Source organism: Haloprofundus salinisoli (assembly GCF_020097815.1).
GTDB classification, from domain to species: Archaea; Halobacteriota; Halobacteria; order Halobacteriales; family Haloferacaceae; genus Haloprofundus; species Haloprofundus salinisoli.
The window spans coordinates 1437388-1455097 of the sequence record NZ_CP083663.1; the positions used below are offsets into that span (position 1 = coordinate 1437388).

17 protein-coding genes are annotated in these 17710 nt (G+C 66.4%); 7 read left to right on the forward strand and 10 right to left on the reverse strand.

Features of this window, described 5'->3' with window-relative positions:
• Positions 1-55: 55 nt before the first annotated feature.
• A complete protein-coding gene (gene ligA / locus LAQ73_RS07655; protein WP_224270632.1) occupies positions 56-2116 on the reverse strand; it encodes an NAD-dependent DNA ligase LigA in 2061 nt (686 codons plus the stop codon).
• Positions 2117-2281: 165 nt separating this feature from the next.
• Here ligA and LAQ73_RS07660 point away from each other — a divergent pair, with 165 nt between their 5' ends.
• From LAQ73_RS07660 to LAQ73_RS07675, 4 genes are all read left to right on the forward strand, one after another.
• Positions 2282-3481, forward strand: a complete 1200-nt coding sequence (locus tag LAQ73_RS07660) for a pyridoxal-phosphate-dependent aminotransferase family protein (protein ID WP_224270633.1) — start codon at positions 2282-2284, stop codon at positions 3479-3481.
• A 115-nt stretch (positions 3482-3596) separates the two neighbouring features.
• Positions 3597-4889, forward strand: coding sequence for an O-acetylhomoserine aminocarboxypropyltransferase/cysteine synthase family protein (locus LAQ73_RS07665; protein WP_224270634.1), 1293 nt, complete (start codon positions 3597-3599; stop codon positions 4887-4889).
• Positions 4886-6169: a homoserine O-acetyltransferase MetX gene (metX, locus tag LAQ73_RS07670; protein WP_224270635.1), complete on the forward strand. Its 1284-nt coding sequence runs from the start codon at positions 4886-4888 to the stop codon at positions 6167-6169. The genes LAQ73_RS07665 and metX overlap by 4 nt, the downstream gene beginning before the upstream one ends.
• Before the next feature lie 115 nt (positions 6170-6284).
• A complete protein-coding gene (locus tag LAQ73_RS07675; RefSeq protein WP_224270636.1) occupies positions 6285-7604 on the forward strand; it encodes an O-acetylhomoserine aminocarboxypropyltransferase/cysteine synthase family protein in 1320 nt (439 codons plus the stop codon).
• 2 nt (positions 7605-7606) lie between these two features.
• On the opposite strand, the gene serB is transcribed toward LAQ73_RS07675, so the two are convergent.
• The gene (gene serB, locus LAQ73_RS07680) at positions 7607-8254 is read right to left on the reverse strand and encodes a phosphoserine phosphatase SerB (protein WP_224270637.1); all 648 of its coding nucleotides are present in this window, start codon (positions 8252-8254) and stop codon (positions 7607-7609) included.
• 304 nt (positions 8255-8558) lie between these two features.
• Between serB and serA the strand changes: the two genes are divergently transcribed.
• The gene (gene serA, locus LAQ73_RS07685; RefSeq protein WP_224270638.1) at positions 8559-10178 is read left to right on the forward strand and encodes a phosphoglycerate dehydrogenase; all 1620 of its coding nucleotides are present in this window, start codon (positions 8559-8561) and stop codon (positions 10176-10178) included.
• Between the two features lie 22 nt (positions 10179-10200).
• On the opposite strand, the gene LAQ73_RS07690 is transcribed toward serA, so the two are convergent.
• From LAQ73_RS07690 to LAQ73_RS07720, 7 genes are all read right to left on the reverse strand, one after another.
• On the reverse strand, positions 10201-10587 hold the full coding sequence (locus tag LAQ73_RS07690; RefSeq protein ID WP_224270639.1) for a hypothetical protein: 387 nt from the start codon (positions 10585-10587) through the stop codon (positions 10201-10203).
• Positions 10588-10699: 112 nt separating this feature from the next.
• Complete coding sequence (locus tag LAQ73_RS07695) at positions 10700-11254, reverse strand: hypothetical protein (protein ID WP_224270640.1); 555 nt, start codon at positions 11252-11254, stop codon at positions 10700-10702.
• A 122-nt stretch (positions 11255-11376) separates the two neighbouring features.
• Positions 11377-12687 carry a threonine synthase gene (gene thrC / locus LAQ73_RS07700; protein ID WP_224270641.1) on the reverse strand — a complete coding sequence of 437 codons (1311 nt, stop codon included), beginning with the start codon at positions 12685-12687 and terminating at the stop codon, positions 11377-11379.
• Between the two features lie 116 nt (positions 12688-12803).
• Positions 12804-13175, reverse strand: a complete 372-nt coding sequence (locus tag LAQ73_RS07705; RefSeq protein ID WP_224270642.1) for a helix-turn-helix domain-containing protein — start codon at positions 13173-13175, stop codon at positions 12804-12806.
• A 42-nt stretch (positions 13176-13217) separates the two neighbouring features.
• Positions 13218-13463 (reverse strand): DUF8001 family protein, encoded by a 246-nt coding sequence (locus LAQ73_RS07710; protein ID WP_224270643.1) that lies wholly within the window; start codon positions 13461-13463, stop codon positions 13218-13220.
• A 112-nt stretch (positions 13464-13575) separates the two neighbouring features.
• On the reverse strand, positions 13576-14259 hold the full coding sequence (locus LAQ73_RS07715) for a DUF5828 family protein (RefSeq protein ID WP_224270644.1): 684 nt from the start codon (positions 14257-14259) through the stop codon (positions 13576-13578).
• 111 nt (positions 14260-14370) lie between these two features.
• Positions 14371-14601 carry a DUF8007 family protein gene (locus LAQ73_RS07720; RefSeq protein WP_486606356.1) on the reverse strand — a complete coding sequence of 77 codons (231 nt, stop codon included), beginning with the start codon at positions 14599-14601 and terminating at the stop codon, positions 14371-14373.
• 93 nt (positions 14602-14694) lie between these two features.
• Between LAQ73_RS07720 and LAQ73_RS07725 the strand changes: the two genes are divergently transcribed.
• Both LAQ73_RS07725 and LAQ73_RS07730 read left to right on the forward strand, forming a co-directional pair.
• Positions 14695-15066: a cupin domain-containing protein gene (locus LAQ73_RS07725; protein WP_224270646.1), complete on the forward strand. Its 372-nt coding sequence runs from the start codon at positions 14695-14697 to the stop codon at positions 15064-15066.
• Positions 15067-15082: 16 nt separating this feature from the next.
• Positions 15083-15724 (forward strand): DUF8052 family protein, encoded by a 642-nt coding sequence (locus tag LAQ73_RS07730; protein ID WP_317988516.1) that lies wholly within the window; start codon positions 15083-15085, stop codon positions 15722-15724.
• Between the two features lie 114 nt (positions 15725-15838).
• On the opposite strand, the gene LAQ73_RS07735 is transcribed toward LAQ73_RS07730, so the two are convergent.
• On the reverse strand, positions 15839-17644 hold the full coding sequence (locus tag LAQ73_RS07735; protein WP_224270647.1) for a carbon starvation CstA family protein: 1806 nt from the start codon (positions 17642-17644) through the stop codon (positions 15839-15841).
• Positions 17645-17710: the final 66 nt, after the last annotated feature.

Sequence of the window (17710 nt, forward strand, 5' to 3'; positions counted from 1 at the left end):
GCTACTGTATCTACCTCCGGTCCCGTCCGCTCGGACGCGTCCACGGAGGCCCGCGCTACGCCTCGTACTCGATTCCGTACTCCCCCAGCAACTCGGCGAATTCGGCTTCCTCCAGCACCGGTACGTCGTTCGCGTCCGCGTCGTCGAGCTTGGACTGTCCGGGGCTGTCGCCGACGACGAGATAGTCGGTGTTGCCCGAGACGCTGCCCGTCGCGTTCGCGCCGTGCGCCTGTACGAGCGCCTCGGCCTCGCCGCGCGTCACCGACAGCGCGCCCGTGAAGACGAACGTTAGGCCGTCGAGTTCGTCGCCGTCGTCCGTTTCGTACTCCTGGGGTTCGACCCCGCGTTCGCGCAACGCGGCGATCGTCTCGCGGTTCTCCTCGCTCTCGAAGAACTCCCGAATCTTCCCGGCGACGGTCGGTCCCACGCCGTCGACTCCCTCCAGCGCTTCGGCGTCGGCGTCCATGACAGCATCTAAGGTGCCGAACTCGCCCGCGAGTTCGCGCGCCGTCGTCAGTCCCACGTCCGGGATGCCGATAGCCGTCAGGAACTCCGGCAGCGCGGGCGACTTCGCGGCTTCGAGTTCCGAGACGAGGTTGTCGGCGCTCGTCTCGCCCCAGCCGTCGAGTTCGGCGAGTTTCTCGCGGGCGAGGTCGTAGAGGCCGGGGAGGCTGTCGACGAGACCGGCGTCGAGTAGTTGCTCGACGCGCTCGCCGCCAAGTCCCTCGATGTCGAGGGCGTCCCGACTCGCGTAGTGTTCGATGGCGCGTTCGAGCTGGGCGTCGCAAGCCAGACCACCGGTGCAGTAGGCGATCGGTCCGTCGCGCTCGACGGCGCTGCCGCAGACCGGACAGTGCGCGGGGAACTCGAAGTGGCCGTCTTCGCCGTCTTCGACGACCGCTTCGACATAGGGAATCACGTCGCCTGCCCGCTTGATTCGGACCTTGTCGCCGACGCTGACGCCGAGTTCGGCCACCTCGTCGGCGTTGTGCAGCGTCGCCCGCGAGACGGTGACGCCGCCGACGTCGACGGGGTCTAGGAGGGCGACGGGCGTGAGTCGCCCCGTCCGGCCGACCTGGACGACGATGTTCTGGACCGTCGTCACTTCGGTCCGCGCGGGGAACTTGTAGGCGAACGCCCAGCGGATCGACCGTGCAGTCGCGCCCAACTGCTCGCACTTCTCGCGGTCGTTCACTTTGATGACGACGCCGTCTATCTCGTAGTTCAGGACGTCGCGCGCCTCCATCGTCCGGTCGCGGTACTCTATTGCGCCTTCGATGTCGTCGACGATGTCGATGCGCCCGTTCGTCTTCAGTCCGTAGTCGTCGAACGCCGCGTACTCGCTGGCGTTCGTCTCGAAGTCGATTGATGCATCCAAAACGTCGTAGAAGAAGCAGTCGAGCGGTCGTTCGGCGACGACGCTCGGGTCGAGTTGGCGGAGCGTCCCCGCGGCGGCGTTTCGGGGGTTGGCAAAGGGGTCCTTGCCGCGCTCGACGCGCTCTTTGTTGTGCTCTTGGAACGCGTCGCGGGGCATGAACACCTCGCCGCGGACCGCGAGGAACTCGGGGAAATCGCCGCGGAGGCGCGTCGGAACCGAGCGAATCCGGCGAACCTGCTCGGTCACGTCGTCGCCCTCGCGGCCGTTACCTCGCGTGGCGGCGCGCTCGTACTGTCCATCCTCGTAGACGACTTCCAGCGAGAGACCGTCGAACTTCGGTTCGCAGACAAACTCGCTCTCGCCGACCTCCGAGCGGACGCGGTCGGCCCACGCGCGCACGTCGTCGGCCTCGCCGCTCTGGTCGATGGAGAGCATCGGCGCGACGTGTTCGACGGTCTGCAGTTCGTCCATCGGTTCGCCGCCGACGCGTCGCGTCGGACTGTCGCCGGTCTGCAGGCCGAACTCGTCCTCTAGCTCCTGCAGTCGCGCGAACAACGCGTCGTACGTCCGGTCGGCGATGAGTGGGTCGTTCCGGACATAGTAGCGGTGGTCGTGCTCGCGGATGGCCTCGCGCAAGCGCTCGGTCTGCGTCTCGGCCTCGTCTTCAGAGAGGTCCTCGACGGCCTCGAACGCCGTCGGCGGGTCGCGGAGATAGGGGTTCGGCGACTCGTCGCTCATTACCTCCCACTTGGTCGGCGTTCCGATAAAAAGCGTCAGGACCTCGGCCCGGACCGAACGCGCTGGGACCGCGGTGCGTGACAACTCGTACCGAGGCTGACCCGCCTACTGGCGACGTTTGCGAATCCCGCGATGCTTATCCCGCAGGGCGGATAACGGCGGAGCATGGACGAGGACTTCCTGCTTCTCAATCCGGGGCCGGTCCCGGTCACTGACGAGGTGTTACAGTCGATGGCCGAACCGATGGTCTCACACCGCTCCGCCGAGTTCGAGGCGGTTTACGAGCGCGCGCAGGACGGACTCGACTACGTGTTCACGCAGTCGACGCTCTCGGGCGAGTCGACGGCCGACGACGGCACGTCGCTGATTCTCAACGGCACCGCGACGATGGGGATGGAAGCGGCCGTCGCCAATCTCGTCGGCGACGGCGGCGAGGTCGTCTCGCTCGTCAACGGGAAGTTCGGCCGCCGCTTCGCCCGCATCGCCGACCGCTACGCGTCGGTGACACGCGTCGAGGCCGACTGGGGCGACTCCATCTCCGTCGAGGCGGTGGAGGAGGCCGTCACCGACGACACCGACGTGGTGACCATGGTCCACAACGAGACGAGTACGGGCCTGCTCAACCCCGCGAAGGAAGTCGGCGAAATCGCGGCAGAACACGACGCGCTGTTCGTGATGGACGGTGTCACGAGTATCGGCGGCGACGAGATTCGACTCGACGAGTGGAACGTCGATATCGCCATCACCGACGCCCAGAAGGCGCTGGCCGCGCCGCCGGGCGTCAGCGCGATGTACGTCCGCGACCGCGCCGTCGAGGCGTTCGACGGCGAGTGCGCGCCGTTCTATGAGGACCTCGACTGGCACCTCCGCAAGGCCGAGAGCCACCAGACACCGTTCACGAGCGCCGTTCCGCTGTTCCGCGCGCTCGCCGTCGCCGTCGAGGAGATCGAGGCGGAAGGAGTGTCCGAGCGTATCGCCCGCCACCGCCGTCAGTCCGCGGCGTTTCGCGAGGGCTTCCGCGCGATGGGACTGGAGTCGTTCCCGAGCGCCGACGGCCCGACGCAGTTCTCGAACACGCTCACCGCCATCTCGCTGCCCGAAGAAATTCGCGGCGACGATTCGAACGCCTTCTTCGACGCCGTCAAGGACCGCAACGTCAGCATCTCCGGCGGCCAGGCGCACCTCGGCGGCGAAATCTTCCGCGTGAGTAACATGGGACACCTGACGAGCGAGCAGATTCTCCGCGGGATTCGGACCGTGGGCGAGGCGATGGAGGAAGTCGGCGTCGACGTGGATATCGAGGCCGGCGTCGAGACGGCCGAGGAGCAGTTGGAAGCGCCGAAAGCGTCGCCGTCGGACGACTGAGCGCGCGCTTCGTTTCCGTCTCTCTCCCTTCTCTCTGTGAGATACAGAGCGACGAGCCTGCAGCATTTGCCGTAACTGACGGTTATATCCTCATCGAAGAATATGCTTCTCGTACATGACTCGCGGCTTCAGAACCCGGAGCCTCCACGCCGGGCACGCGCCGGACCCCTCGACAGGCGCGCGAGCGCCGCCCATCTACCAGACCACGTCGTACGTCTTCGACGACGCCGACCGCGCGGCCGACCTCTACGCGCTCGACGCCGAGGGGGACGTCTACTCGCGCATCTCCAATCCCACTGTTCGAACGCTCGAAGACCGCCTCGCCGACCTCGAAGGCGGTACTGGCGCAGTCGCCACCGCCTCGGGGATGGCGGCGTTCGACAGCGCGACGAGTATTCTGGCATCTGCGGGCGACAACGTCGTCGCCAGCGCGGACGCCTACGGCGGCACGAGCGCCTACCTCTCGAAGATGGCCAGTCGCCGGGGCATCGAGACGCGAACCGTCGACACGCTCGACTACGACGCCTACGCCGAGGCTATCGACGAAAACACCGCGTACGTCCACGTCGAGACTATCGCCAACCCCTCGCTCGTCACGCCCGACTTCGAATGCGTCGCCGAAATCGCCCACGAGCACGGCGCGCCGCTTTTCGTCGACAACACGTTTGCCACGCCGGCGCTCTGTCGCCCGCTCGAACACGGCGCGGACCTCGTCTGGGAATCGACGACCAAGTGGCTCCACGGTTCTGGAACGACTGTCGGCGGCATCCTCGTCGACGGCGGCTCGTTCCCGTGGGCCGACTACGAGGACAAATACCCGGAACTCGCGGGCGAGAATCCGGCGTTCGGCGTCGACTTCTCGGAGCGCTTCGGCGACGCGGCGTTCGCCAACGCGGCGCGACAGCGCGCCGTCCGCTCGCTCGGCAACCAGCAGTCACCGTTCGACGCCTGGCAGACGTTGCAGGGGCTCGAAACCCTCCCGTTGCGAATGGATCGCCACTGCGAGAACGCTCGTATCGTCGCCGAGTACCTCGACGACCACGACGACGTGGCCTGGGTAACCCATCCCTGTCTGGACGACCACCCGACCCACGACAACGCCACAAAGTACCTCGCGGACTTCGGCGGGATGGTCACCTTCGGGCTGGAAGGCGGCTACGAGGCGAGCAAACGCTTCTGCGAGGAGACCGAGCTCACCTCCTTCCTCGCGAACATCGGCGACGCGAAGACGCTCGTCATCCACCCCGCGAGCACGACACACGCGCAGTTGAGCGAGGAGGAGCAACGCGCGGCGGGCGTCCGACCCGACATGCTCCGCTTCTCCGTCGGCATCGAGAACCCCGAGGACATCCTCGCGGACGTCGAACGCGGCATCGGGCGAGCGACACACGCAACTGGAGGAACATGACTCAAGTCGACCGCGGCACTCTCTCGCTGGGCGCGTTCGAGTTCGAGTGCGGCGAGTCCATCGACGACCTCGAAATCGCCTACGAGGCCTACGGCGAGTTCACCGGCGACAACGCGGTCCTGGTCTGTCACGCGCTCACCGGAAGCCAGCACGTCGCCGACGTGGACCGGTCGGCGTGGTCGCGCGACGACGCGGGCGTCGACGAGACGGACGAAGAGGGAGCCGAAGACGACACCGCCGCACAGACCGCCGGACAGGCGCGGGCGTGGTGGAACGACGTCGTCGGCTCCGGCAAGGCCATCGACACCGCCGACTACTACGTCGTCTGTGCGAACGTCCCCGGGTCGTGTTACGGCAGTTCCGGCCCCGCGAGCGAGAGCCCCGACGGCGGACCGTGGGGTACGGAGTTCCCGCCAGTCACCGTCGGCGACTGGACGCGCGCCCAGCGCCGCCTCTTGGACGCCCTCGGCGTCGGCCGCCTCCACGCCGTCGTCGGCGGGAGCGTCGGCGGGATGAACGCGCTCGACTGGGCGCGGCGCTACCCCGACGACGCGTCCCGTCTCGTCGTCGTCGCCGCCGCCGCCCGCCTCGACCCGCAGTGTCTCGCGCTCGACGCCGTCGCCCGCCGCGCCATCACGACCGACCCCAACTGGAACGGCGGCGACTACTACGGCGGCCCGGAACCCGAGAACGGCCTGGCGCTCGCGCGGCAGTTGGGCCACGTGATGTACCTCTCGAAGTCGTCGATGGCCCAGAAGTTCGGACGGCGCTCGGCGGGCCGCGACGCCCACCGCGAGGCGTTCCCCTCGGACCCGGCGGCGTCGTTCTTCCCGTACCGCGACGTGGAGTCGTATCTCGACTACAACGCCGCCAACTTCGTCGACCGCTTCGACGCGAACGCCTATCTCTACCTGACGCGGGCGATGGACGACTTCGACCTCCGGGAGGGGTACGAGTCCGACGCGGACGCGCTGGCGGCGTTCGCGGGCGAAGCCTTGCTGCTCTCCTTTACCGCTGACTGGCATTTCACGACCGAGCAGTCCGAGTCGCTCGCGGAGGCGTTTCGGAGTTCGGAGGTGCCCGTCGCCCACCACGTCGTCGACTCCGACCACGGCCACGACGCCTTCCTCGTCGAACCGGAGAACGTCGGTCCGCCGGTGGCGGATTTCCTCGAAGACGGCGTCGGCGGCCGCGCCATCACCGATACCGCACCCGCCGAGAGCGACGGCGGCACCGACACCGAGTTCGCGCCGGTTCACTCCAGTCTGTTCTCGCGGTGAGCGGTCGGGTCGCTTCGGTTCCGCGCGACGACTCGTCGGCCGTTTGCGTCGTAGTTCTTGGCAGTACCTGTCTCCGCCACCTCGTTTTACCCTCCTCGACTGCCAACGCTTCACTATGTCCGAGGAGAACGACGACACCCCCGACGCACCCGACAGCCCCGGCTTCCGAACTCGCAGTCTCCACGCGGGACAGGACCCCGACCCGGCGACGGGAGCGCGGGCACCGCCGCTGTACCAGACGACCTCCTACGTCTTCGACGACGCCGACGACGCCGCCGCGCAGTTCGCGCTGGAGAAACCGGGACACATCTACTCGCGGTTGATGAACCCGACGAACGCGATGCTCCAGGAGCGCCTCGCGTCGCTCGAAGGCGGCGTCGGCGCAGTCGCCACCGCCTCGGGGATGGCGTCGTTCGACCTCGCGACGTTCCTGCTCGCAGAGGCGGGCGACAACGTCGTCTCGTCGTCGGCGCTGTACGGCGGGACGTACACCTATCTCACCCACACCGTCGAGCGCCGCGGCATCTCGACGCGATTCGTCGACCCGCTGGACTACGAGGCCTACGCCGAGGCTATCGACGAAAACACCGCGTACGTTCACCTCGAAACCATCGGCAATCCGGCGCTCGTGACGCCCGACATCGAACGCGTGGCCGATATCGCCCACGACCACGGTGCGCCGCTTTTCGTCGACAACACGTTCGCGACGCCCGCGCTCTGCCGCCCGCTCGAACGCGGCGCGGACCTCGTCTGGGAATCGACGACGAAGTGGATAACCGGCGCGGGGACGACCGTCGGCGGCGCGCTTGTCGACGGCGGGTCGTTCCCGTGGACGGAGTACGCCGACGACTACCCCGAAATCGCCAGAGAGAATCCGGCGTACCACGGCGTCAACTTCGCCGAGCGCTTCGGCGACGCGGCGTTCACCTACGCCGCCATCGCGCGCGGGCTGCGCGACCTCGGCAACCAACAGTCGCCGTTCGACGCCTGGCAGACGCTCGAAAAACTGGAGACCCTTCCACTGAGAATGGACCGCCACTGCGAGAACGCTCAGATCGTCGCCGAGTACCTCGACGATCACTCGGCCGTCGACTGGGTGAACTACCCCGGACTTGAATCGCACGCGACCCACGCGGAGGCGACCGAGTATCTGGACGGCGGTTACGGCGGCATGATAACGTTCGGCCTCTCGGCGGGCTACGAGGCGGCCCGCGCGACCGTCGAGAACGTCGAACTCGCCTCGCTTCTGGCGAACGTCGGCGACGCGAAGACGCTCGTCATCCATCCCGCGTCGACGACCCACCAGCAACTCACCGACGAAGAACAGGAGGCGGCGGGCGTCACCGCCGACATGGTCCGTCTCTCGGTCGGTATCGAAGACCCCGAGGACATCCTCGCCGACTTAGAGCAGGCCATCGACGCGGCGACGAACTGAGGTCACTCCTCCGGCCGGAGCATGCCCCGGCCCTCGAACACCTTGCCGAGGCGGTACATCGAGGCGACGATGGTGTCGCAGGCGGGTCGAACCGCGTCCTTCGGGAGGAAGCCGACCGAGAAACCGGCGACTTCGAGCATCGGGAGGTCGTTCGCGCCGTCGCCGATTGCGACGGTCTGGCTCATCTCGACGTCGAGTTCCTCGGCGAGCCGTTCGAGTTCGCGGTCCTTTGTCCCCTCGATGAGCGGCCCCTCCGCCTCGCCGGTCAGCCGCCCGCCCTTCACGGGGAGGCGATTGGCGACGATGGTGTCGACGTCGACCCCCTCCGCTTCCAGTGCAGATTCGACGCCGCGCTCGAACCCGCCGGTGAGGATGGCGGTGTGGTGGCCGTAGTCGTTGAGGCGGTCGATGAGTTTCGCCGCGCCCGGTCGGAGTTTCACCTCGTCGTACGCCTCCTGGGCGCGTTCTTCTTCCAGTCCTTCGAGCAGCGCCGCGCGGTCGTAGAGGCTCTCCGCGTAGCTGAGTTCGTCGTTCATCGCTCGTTCGGTGATGTCGGCCATCCGGTCGGCCACGCCTTTCTGCTTGCCGAGGAGCACCGTCATTTCCGAGTCCGAGAGCGTTCCGTCGAAGTCGAACGCGACGAGTTTCATGCCGGGTGAGAGGGGGGCCGCGGGTTTGAAACCACCCGAAACGGGCACGCTTCGCCCCCCACTTTCCGCCGGCGTCGTTCTCGATGGGAGGAGTCGAACGCGGACGATTGGGTCGTATCCCGACTCTCGCCGACGTGCTCGTCGACCGGTCCCGCCGACCCGAAGCGATGCACGTCGCCGAACCCTTCGCCCGATTCGACGCGCCGAACTGGGCACATGCGTGCATATTCACCCACCCGCACCACCTCTCGCCAAGCATGCCTGTGAAGAAACCCTTAACCGCTATCCGAAAAAGCGTAGACTCATGAAGGTGCTCGTCACCGACCCGATCGCGGACGCCGGACTCGACCGACTCCGCGAGGCGGGTCACGAAGTCGAAACCGCCTACGACGTAGCGGGCGACGAACTGCTCTCGGCCGTCGCCGACGCCAACGCGCTGGTCGTCCGCTCGGGAACCGACGTCAGCCGCGAGGTGTTCGAGGCCGCCTCCGACCTCGTCATCGTCGGCCGCGCGGGTATCGGCGTCGACAACATCGACATCGACGCCGCCACCGACCACGGCGTCATCGTCGCCAACGCGCCCGAGGGGAACGTCCGCGCCGCCGCCGAGCACACCGTCGCCATGGCGTTCGCCGCCGCGCGCTCGATTCCGCAGGCGCACGCCCGTCTGAAGGTGGGCGAGTGGGCCAAGAGCGACTACCTCGGTACCGAAGTCAACGGAAAGAACCTCGGAATCGTCGGCTTCGGCCGCGTCGGACAGGAAGTCGCCAAACGCCTCGGCAACCTCGGCATGGGCCTCGTCGTCTACGACCCCTACATCTCCGAGGAGCGCGCCGAGCAGTTCGGCGCGGAACTCGTCGACGAACTCGACGCCTGCCTCGCCCGCGCGGATTTCCTCACCATCCACACGCCGCTTCTCCCTGAGACGCGCGGGATGATCGGCGAGGACGAACTCGAGACGTTCGGCCACGGGTACGTCGTCAACTGCGCGCGCGGCGGGATCATCGACGAACCGGCGCTCGCGGCCGCCGTCGAGGACGGCACCGTCGCCGGCGCGGCGCTCGACGTATTCGAGGAGGAACCGCTTTCGGAAGACTCGCCGCTCGTCGGCGTCGACGACATCATCGTCACGCCGCACCTCGGCGCGTCGACGGAGGCCGCCCAGGAGAGCGTCGCCGTCGACACCGCCGAACAGGTGCTCGCGGCGTTCGAGGAGGAGCCCGTCCTCAACGCGTTGAACGCGCCCTCGGTCGACGAGAAGGCGTTCCCGCGCATCAAGCCGTACATCGGCCTCGCGGAGACCGCCGGCAAGATCGCGGCGCAGGTGTTCGGCGAACGCGTCTCCGAAATCGCAGTCGCCTACGACGGCGACATCGCCGCGGAGAACGTCGAACTCGTCACCGCGAGCGGTCTCAAGGGCGTCTTCGAACCGCTGGAGTGGCAGGTCAACGCGGTCAACGCCCCGCATCTCGCCGAGGAGCGTGGCATCGACGTCACCGAGAGCAAGAGCAGACAGAGCGAGGACTTCCAGAGCCTCGTCACGGTCACCGTCGGCGACGGCGAAGAGACGCTCTCCGTCAGCGGCACGCTCTTTGCGGGCGAGGAACCGCGTATCGTCCGCATCGACGGCTACCGCGTCGACGCCGTCCCGCACGGGCACATGCTCGTCGCGCGAAACTACGACAAGCCGGGCGTCATCGGTCTCATCGGCACCGTCCTCGGCGACCACGACGTAAACATCGCGGGGATGTTCAACGCCCGCGAGACCCGCGGCGGCGAGGCACTGACCGTCTACAATCTCGACTCGGCGGTACCGGAGGAAGCCGCCGAGGCGCTTCTGGCCGACGACCGCATCATCGGCGTCCACACCATCATCCTCAACGGCGACGCCGAGGCGCGCCGACTCGACATCGCCGCGGAGTAATCAGAGCCCGAGCAGTCGACGGTCAGAGCCCGAGGAGGCGGCGGATGGGATGTTCGTCCCGGCGGCGACGCTTTCGATTCTCGTCGTCCCGGATTCGCTGTTCTCGCAACAGCTCCTCGTAGTGGTCGATAACGGCCTGTCGCTCGGATTCGAGGTGTTCGAGTTCCGCTTCGAGGTACCGGACGCGCGCCTGCAACGCTTCGAGCTGCTGTCGGTCCGCCGCCGCCCCGGGCGACAGTCGACCGTTGGAGTCGTCCGCGCCTCCGCGTGACGGCTGCGGCGGGCGGCGGTCGTCGAACCCGCCGTCGGGTTTCGGCAGTCGTCTCGGCCGCTGCGTCGACGCGCGGATGGGATACGTTCGGGAGGTCGGTTCGCTGACGGTACCAGTCGGGAGGTCGGAGAGCGACACGCGTTCTGGTATGTCATTAGGTAACAAAAGTCTGCGTCAGACTGCTGTCACACTTATTCACGAATAGTGGACTCTCGCTTTCGTTGGAGTGTCAGCGGGGACCGCCGACCGCTTAGGGCCAGAACAGTTTCCGGAGGAGGTTGTCGTTCTTCTTCGGGAGGAACCGACCGCCCTGCTGCTTCGGCAGCAGGTTCTTGTCGCCGTTCCGGTCGCGGAGCGGCTTTCGACTCCCGATTCGACTCTCTGCTCGGTTTCGAGTCCGAGTTTCGCGCTTCGAGACGTTCTCGCCCCTCTTCTTCGCGCGTCCGTCGACGTCGACGACGGTTCGTTCGGCCCTGAGGCGGTCGAGTTCGGACTCCAGTCGGTGGATGCGCGCTTCGGCCGCTCCGAGACGGTCCAACGGGGTTACAGAGGAGTCGACGGCCGTCGGCGGCGAGGCAGACGACGACTGCGACGACTGCGCCGACGCCGTCGACGAGGAGACTACGACCGGCGCACGCGTGCTCTCGTGAGCGTCGGCGGCGTCCGGCGGAGTACCGACATCGACGACGTCGACGGACTGCGCGGTTCGTTGCGGCAGACGGCTCTGTTCCGTCTCCTGACGCCGCCCGGAGGTTCGTTCTCGGCGTTCTCCGGCCGGATAGGTTCGACTGTTCGATTTACTCACGGTGCCCGTCGGAAAGCCCGATAGCGGCATAGACGCTCGTAAGTCGTGCAGCCGGGAAAAACCCGTGTCAGACAACGGTCATACTCACACAGGAACGCAAGAGTGTCCGCTCTACTGTTCACTCAGCGTCCGAGCGCACCTTTCAACTTCGAGACGACACCGCCGCTTCGACCTTCGAGATGGCGGAGCACCGCGTCGGTGTCGTTGGGAACCGGTTCGGGGTCATCACCCGCCTCGAAGGCGGCGTCGGGGTCTTTCAGGAGGTGGCCGGTGGTGAGACAGACCACGTCCTCGTCGGGGTCGACGACGCCCCGATTCCGAAGTTTCTGGAGGCCGGCGACGGAGGCGGCGGACGCGGGTTCGACGCCGATACCCTCCTGTGCGAGTGCGCGCTGTGCCGACGTGATCGACGCGTCGGAGACGGCGACGGCGGTGCCGCCCGTCTCCCGGATGCCGGGGAGCGCCTTCGGCGCGTTGACCGGGTTGCCGATACGAATCGCGGTGGCTTTGGTCTCCACCTCGTCCCACCGTCGCACTTCGTCGGCGTCGTTCTCGACGGCTTCGACCATCGGCGCTGCGTTTTCGGCCTGCACGCCGGTGAGCTTCGGTACGTCGCGCGGGTGAAGCGCACCGCTGGCGACGAGTTCGCGGAACGCCTTGTACAGCGCGGCGGTGTTGCCCGCGTTGCCGACGGGGAGGACGATGCGGTCGGGATACCGGCCCTCGTCCTCGTAGAACCGTTCGAGAATTTCGAGGCCGATGGTCTTCTGGCCTTCCAGCCGGAAGGGGTTCAGCGAGTTGAGCAGATAGGCTTCGTCGCGGGCGGCGAGGTCCTGGACGATGTCGAGACAGCTGTCGAAGTTGCCGTCGACCTCCAGAATCCGCGCGCCGTGGAGACTCGCTTGCGCGATCTTCCCCGCGGCTACCTTGCCCTCCGGGAGGAGCACGAGCGTCTCCAATCCGGCGCGGGCACCGTAGGCGGCGAGGGCGGCGCTCGTGTTCCCGGTCGACGCACAGGCGAGGCGGTCGACGCCCAACTCTTCGGCGACGCGGACGCCGACGGTCATCCCTCGGTCTTTGAAACTCCCGGTGGGGTTCATCCCCTCGTGTTTGATGCGGAGGCGGTGGACGCCCACCGACTCCTCCAGTCGGGGTACTTCGTGGAGCGGCGTGTCGCCTTCGGGGAGACTCACGCCCTCCTCGAACGGGAGCGCGGCGTTGTAGCGCCAGACGCCGCGCCGGCCGTCGTCGAAGTCGTCCCAGGTCGGCAACTCGGCGTACCGGACCTCGAGCAACCCGTCGCAGTCGTCGCAGGTGTAACGCACCGTCTCGAACGGCGCGAACGTCTCGCCACACTCGATACACTCCAACCAGACGCCGTCGTCGGCCACCTCGGGGGCCGGTTGTGACTCCTGTGAGAGCTTCAGACTCATCGGTAGGGCGAAAACGCCGGGGAGGGAAAAGTCCGAAGGTTTGGGGGAATGCTGCCGAGCGGGTCGACGCCGCGCGGTCGCTCTCGCGGTTGGCGTCGTCGACGCTTCCGACGACGCTACTCCTCGCCGAACTCGTCGATACGCTCGTGGACGAGTTCGACCCATTCGTCGAGGGCGTCGTGTAACATCGTCTTCGCCTTCGGTAGCGGTGTCGCGGTGTACTGATAGACGTAACCGCCGGGGTCGAGCAGCCGGCGCTGTCGTTCGGCGAGACCCTTCTCCAGCAGCGTCATCAGCGACCGATTGACGTTACTCCTGTCTCGGTCGAGCTCCTCGGCGAGTTCGGCGACGGTGCTTCCCGGATACTCCAACAAGACGAGATACGTTCGGCTCTCGTGTTCCTGAACCCCGAAGACGCACGCGAGAACCTGTCCGAAACTGGGGTCGTCGGTTCGGACGAGGTCTTCCATCTCGGGTGTGTCGGCCATGGGCGAGGTATGTGGGTTGTCGGTTAAAGCCCTCCGTTACCGTCACTCTGCGTCTACGCGTCCGTATCCCATCTTCTCGATACACGCGAGCATCTCGGACTCCTCCTCGTGTTTGTGCAGCGTCGTCGGCGTGTCGCAGTAGTACGTCGCGCCGTCGTGCCGGAGCGTCACGTCGTGGTCGTTGCCGAGCATCTGCGTCGTGATGACGACGCGACGACCCTCCCGTAACGCGCTCAGAATCTCGTCTGCGCTCAGTTCGCCCGCCTCTGCCCGGAGCGGTCCTGCCATCGCCCGTACGATGGGGAGCGACCGCTATGACTGTTGTCGATTCGGTAGCTGTGCGCTGTCGCCTCCGAGGCCCTTCGTGGCTGCCGACGACTCAGTGCGGGACGAGACCCCCTTAGTTCGTCGTCGATCGCGTCGTCCCTTTCCGTTCGGGTGGTTCGACGCCGTCGACGGCTTCGGCCGTCTCGGTCTCCTTCTCGGTGTCGAGGTGCCAGCGGTCGATGCTGTCCTCGTACTCGCCGAGTCGATCGGAGACCTGTTCTTTCAGCTCGTCGTCGTTGATGTTCACCTCGAAGATGAACTGCTCTCCGTCGCCGCGGGTCGTCTTCTGGATGTTCGCGCTGACGAGTTCGTTGTCGAAGTAGTACGGCGCGAGTTGGGTCATCACCTTCTGGTAGACGGTGCTCTCGACGGCGCGAACCGCTTTCCTGCTGGCCGAGTCCGCCGCCCGCGCGACGTAGCCGATGGAGTCCTGCCAGCGTTCCATCGCGCCCTCGTTGTCTCCCTGCTCGACTTTCTCGTAGGACTCCGAGAGTTTCTCACCGGCCGTGCGGAGGTCGTCGTCCGGGTCCTTCCCGGCTTTCTCCCCCTCGCCCTCGCCGACGCTGGCCTGTTCGGCCGTCTTCTGGTTGACGTCCTCGCCGAGTCGTTCGTGGGCCTTCGGCCGCCACTCGTCCCACTCGTCGAACGCGTCACCCGACACGCCTACTTCGTGGAGGGCGCGGGTGATTCGTTCGCCGTGTTCGACGACATCATCCCACGACCCGTGAAGTTTGAACCCGGATATGCTCTCTTCCATCGCCTGCCAGTGCTACGTCGCCGGACATTAATAAGCGTCTCCCGGTGGTTTCAGGTCGACCGGGCATCGACGTGTCGAAGTTCCGACCCCTCGACGCTGTCAGTGGGGTGGTTAGCGCTTGCCGTAGGCCACTCTCGTCGCGAACGAATCCAGTCGCCGTCGCGTGTTCTCGACCCACGCCGACGGCGAGACGCGACGGAGTTCGTCGTCGTCCAGTTCGATTCGCGCGCCCGAAAACGGGGTTCGACTCTCCCGCTCCGCCTCGTCGCGCCCCTCCGTCGTCAGTGACACGACGGAGCTCATCGAGCATCGCCCGCACGCCTCGGTTCGTTTTTCTCCCATGGGTGATTCTCGCACGGTCGTTGGGGAGAAAGCGGATTAAAGCTTCTCCCGCGCTCCCGACGCGTTTTTGTCGTCGTACTGTTTGTCTCCGGTATGAGTTACCGTCTCGTGGACTCGAACGCGGTCGATCCGACGCCCGACCGCCCCTGTGAGCTTCGACGACTCACCGACGCCGCCGAACTGCAGCAGATGGCGATCAACCGGTTCCGCGCGGACCCGGGCGAGCAGATTCCGCTCGCGTATCACGTCCACGACGAACAGGAGGAGGCCTTTTTCGTCCTCTCGGGGACGCTGTTCGTCGAGACGCCCGAGGAGACGTTCGAGGTCGAGGAGGGCTGTCTGTTCGCCGTCTCGCCGGGCGACCCACAGCGCGCGTACAACCCGGAGGACGCCGAGTCGGCCGTCGAGGTGCTCGCCATCGGCGCACCGAACGTCAGCGGCGACGCTACCGCCTACGAACCATGAGCCGAGGGGGGCAGTCGTGAGCGACAGTCCTGACGGCCGCTCCATCGGCGGCGACGAGAGCGGTGAGGCCGAGGAACCGCTCTACCCGGACGTCCCCGACTGGGAGGACGAGTATCTCGACCGGGTGAGCGACCGCATCATGTTCAACTACGACCTCGAGAAGAATCGGACCGTCCGCGGGCGGACGTTCGATCTGTTCGGGACGATGCGCGTCGAGACCCAGAAGCACTTCTTCCACCCGGCACTCAACTACGCGAACCACGCCTCCGAGGAGTACCTCTTCGCGCAGCGTCGCTCCGGTGTCTCGGTCGCCGACCTCGAAGCGCTCGTCTCGCTGGGTGACGACCTCGCCGACGACCCGAACTGGCTCGTCGCCGACGAAGAACACTACGGCACCGATTTCACGTTCGTTCTCGTCGTGCCCGCGATCTCCGAGGACGTGCGCGAGTTCGTCACCGCGTTCGACGGCCGCACACTCATCAAGTACGGCTACTACGGCCACTACGAGGTGAACCTCGCGGTGGTCGCTCCCGACGACGAAGCCGTCGTCGCCAGCCGGAACGCCGACGTCGCCCGCGCGTTCGCGCTGTGGAGCGACGTCGACCCCACGGAAAGGCGCGGGTTCGTCCGACGCATCGTGGACCGACTCCGCGGTTGATCGCGGGCGTTGCGGTCGCGCGGCGCTCCGAGACCGCGACGTCGGTGTCACTCCGAGGCGTGAAAAAGCGAGAATCCGTCGTAGCTCGTCTGCTGACGAGCGGTCGATTCGGAGTTAGTCGTCGCCGGGGGTGAACTCGCCGGTTCCGGGCTCCTGACGGACCTTTCGGACGTTCTCGTACCCCAGCTTCACCAGCGAGAGCGCCAGGTAGATGAGGGTGAGCGCGATGACGACCTGTGTCACCCCGGCGAGTATCTCTAAGATACTCGCGGAAGCCATCCACTCAGAGTTGAGGAACTTCGCGTAGAGGTTGTCGTAGAACGCGATCCACGACAGCCCGAGCACCGTGATGATGACCATGACCACCATCGGGCCGCCGGTGCTCACGAGCTGCTTGGAGTCGCTCCAGTTCGCGAGCCAGACCGTCCCCGTCAGCAGCGCCAGCGCGGCGAGCAGCTGGTTCGCGCCCCCGAAGAGCGCCCACAGCGTCTCCCACGAACCGCTCGCGATGAGGATGTAGGCGGGAATCGTCTGGATTAGGGTGTTTCCGTACCGGTCGGCCGCGAACGACTCGACCGGCGACTCGGGCGTGTCGATAATCTCCTCCATCATGTACCGGCCGAGCCTGACGGCCGTGTCAGTCGAGGTGAGCAGGAAGCTCACGAGCACGAGGGCCATGAACGGCCCGCCGAAGCTCGCCGGGATGCCGAAGCTCGTGAGCATGATGCCGCCGCCCTCGGCGAACGTCGGGAGCGCGAGACCGATACCGCTGCCCACGTCGGGCGAGACGATCGCCACCGCCGACAGCGCGACGACGGCCAAGAGACCCTCGCCGAGCATCCCGCCGTAGCCGATGAGACGGGCGTCGGTCTCCTTGTTCAGCTGCTTCGAGGTCGTCCCCGAGGAGACGAGCGAGTGGAAGCCGCTGATGGTCCCGCACGCGATAGTGATGAACAGCAGCGGGAACAACGGTAAGCCGCCGCGCCCGATGAACCCGTAGTACGGTTCGAGATTCGTAGTGAGCGGTTGGCTCGCGCCGAAGAACGTACCGACGATGATGGCGAGCAGCGCGCCGCCGACGCCGGTGTACAGCAGGAACGACGAGAGGTAGTCGCGCGGTTGCAAGAGCACCCACACCGGGAGCGAGCTGGCGAGCGCACCGTAGACGAGGACGACTGGAATCCAGGCGGCGGTGTTCGCCCCGAACGCACTCGCGGCCGGCAGCCACGACGCGTCCATCGAGAACAGGACGATGGTGCCCGCGGGGTACCCCTCGCCCGGTACCAGCGCGAGCGGGTACTCGATACCGACGAACACGCCGACGAACATCGCGACGACGAACGCCACGGTCCCCGGAATGAACGGGAGATTCAGCTGATAGAGGTAGATCCCCAACAGCACCGCGAGTCCGATGTAGATCAGGCTCGCCGTCGCCGCCTGCGGGTAGGCGTTGAACACGATCGCCACGACGAGTGCGAACACGGTGACGACGAGGACGATGGTGAGGAACGCGAACCACAGCAGCATGTTCTTGCCCCGTTGGCCGACGTACTCGCCGATGATGTAGCCGATGGACTTCCCCTCGTGTCGGAGACTCGCCGACAGCGAGACGAAGTCGTGGGTCGCGCCCATCAGCGGGTTGCCGATGGCGATCCACAGAAGCGCGGGCACCCAGCCCCACACCACGCCGGCCGTGATGGGGCCGACGATGGGTGCGCCGCCCGCGATACTCGAATAGTGATGCCCCAAGAGCACCGGCTTCTTCGCCGGGACGTACTCCTGTCCGTCTTCGTATTTGTGCGCCGGTGTCGCGTTCGCGTCGTCGAGTTCGACGAAGCGCGCGAGGTATCGAGAGTAGCCGAAATACCCCACGCTGAACAGTACGAGAACCGTCGCCACCAGCCAGATGATTTGCACCATGTTACGCTACCACATCAACGATGTGCGTATAGCACATATAAACATTAGCTTACCTCTGGGGGATTA

Coding starts and splice junctions, on each gene's coding strand:
- ligA (WP_224270632.1), bottom strand. CDS start 2,116: ATGAGCGACGAGTCGCCGAACCCCTATCTCCGCGACCCGCCGACGGCG.
- LAQ73_RS07660 (WP_224270633.1), top strand. CDS start 2,282: ATGGACGAGGACTTCCTGCTTCTCAATCCGGGGCCGGTCCCGGTCACT.
- LAQ73_RS07665 (WP_224270634.1), top strand. CDS start 3,597: ATGACTCGCGGCTTCAGAACCCGGAGCCTCCACGCCGGGCACGCGCCG.
- metX (WP_224270635.1), top strand. CDS start 4,886: ATGACTCAAGTCGACCGCGGCACTCTCTCGCTGGGCGCGTTCGAGTTC.
- LAQ73_RS07675 (WP_224270636.1), top strand. CDS start 6,285: ATGTCCGAGGAGAACGACGACACCCCCGACGCACCCGACAGCCCCGGC.
- serB (WP_224270637.1), bottom strand. CDS start 8,254: ATGAAACTCGTCGCGTTCGACTTCGACGGAACGCTCTCGGACTCGGAA.
- serA (WP_224270638.1), top strand. CDS start 8,559: ATGAAGGTGCTCGTCACCGACCCGATCGCGGACGCCGGACTCGACCGA.
- thrC (WP_224270641.1), bottom strand. CDS start 12,687: ATGAGTCTGAAGCTCTCACAGGAGTCACAACCGGCCCCCGAGGTGGCC.
- LAQ73_RS07705 (WP_224270642.1), bottom strand. CDS start 13,175: ATGGCCGACACACCCGAGATGGAAGACCTCGTCCGAACCGACGACCCC.
- LAQ73_RS07710 (WP_224270643.1), bottom strand. CDS start 13,463: ATGGCAGGACCGCTCCGGGCAGAGGCGGGCGAACTGAGCGCAGACGAG.
- LAQ73_RS07715 (WP_224270644.1), bottom strand. CDS start 14,259: ATGGAAGAGAGCATATCCGGGTTCAAACTTCACGGGTCGTGGGATGAT.
- LAQ73_RS07720 (WP_486606356.1), bottom strand. CDS start 14,601: ATGGGAGAAAAACGAACCGAGGCGTGCGGGCGATGCTCGATGAGCTCC.
- LAQ73_RS07725 (WP_224270646.1), top strand. CDS start 14,695: ATGAGTTACCGTCTCGTGGACTCGAACGCGGTCGATCCGACGCCCGAC.
- LAQ73_RS07735 (WP_224270647.1), bottom strand. CDS start 17,644: ATGGTGCAAATCATCTGGCTGGTGGCGACGGTTCTCGTACTGTTCAGC.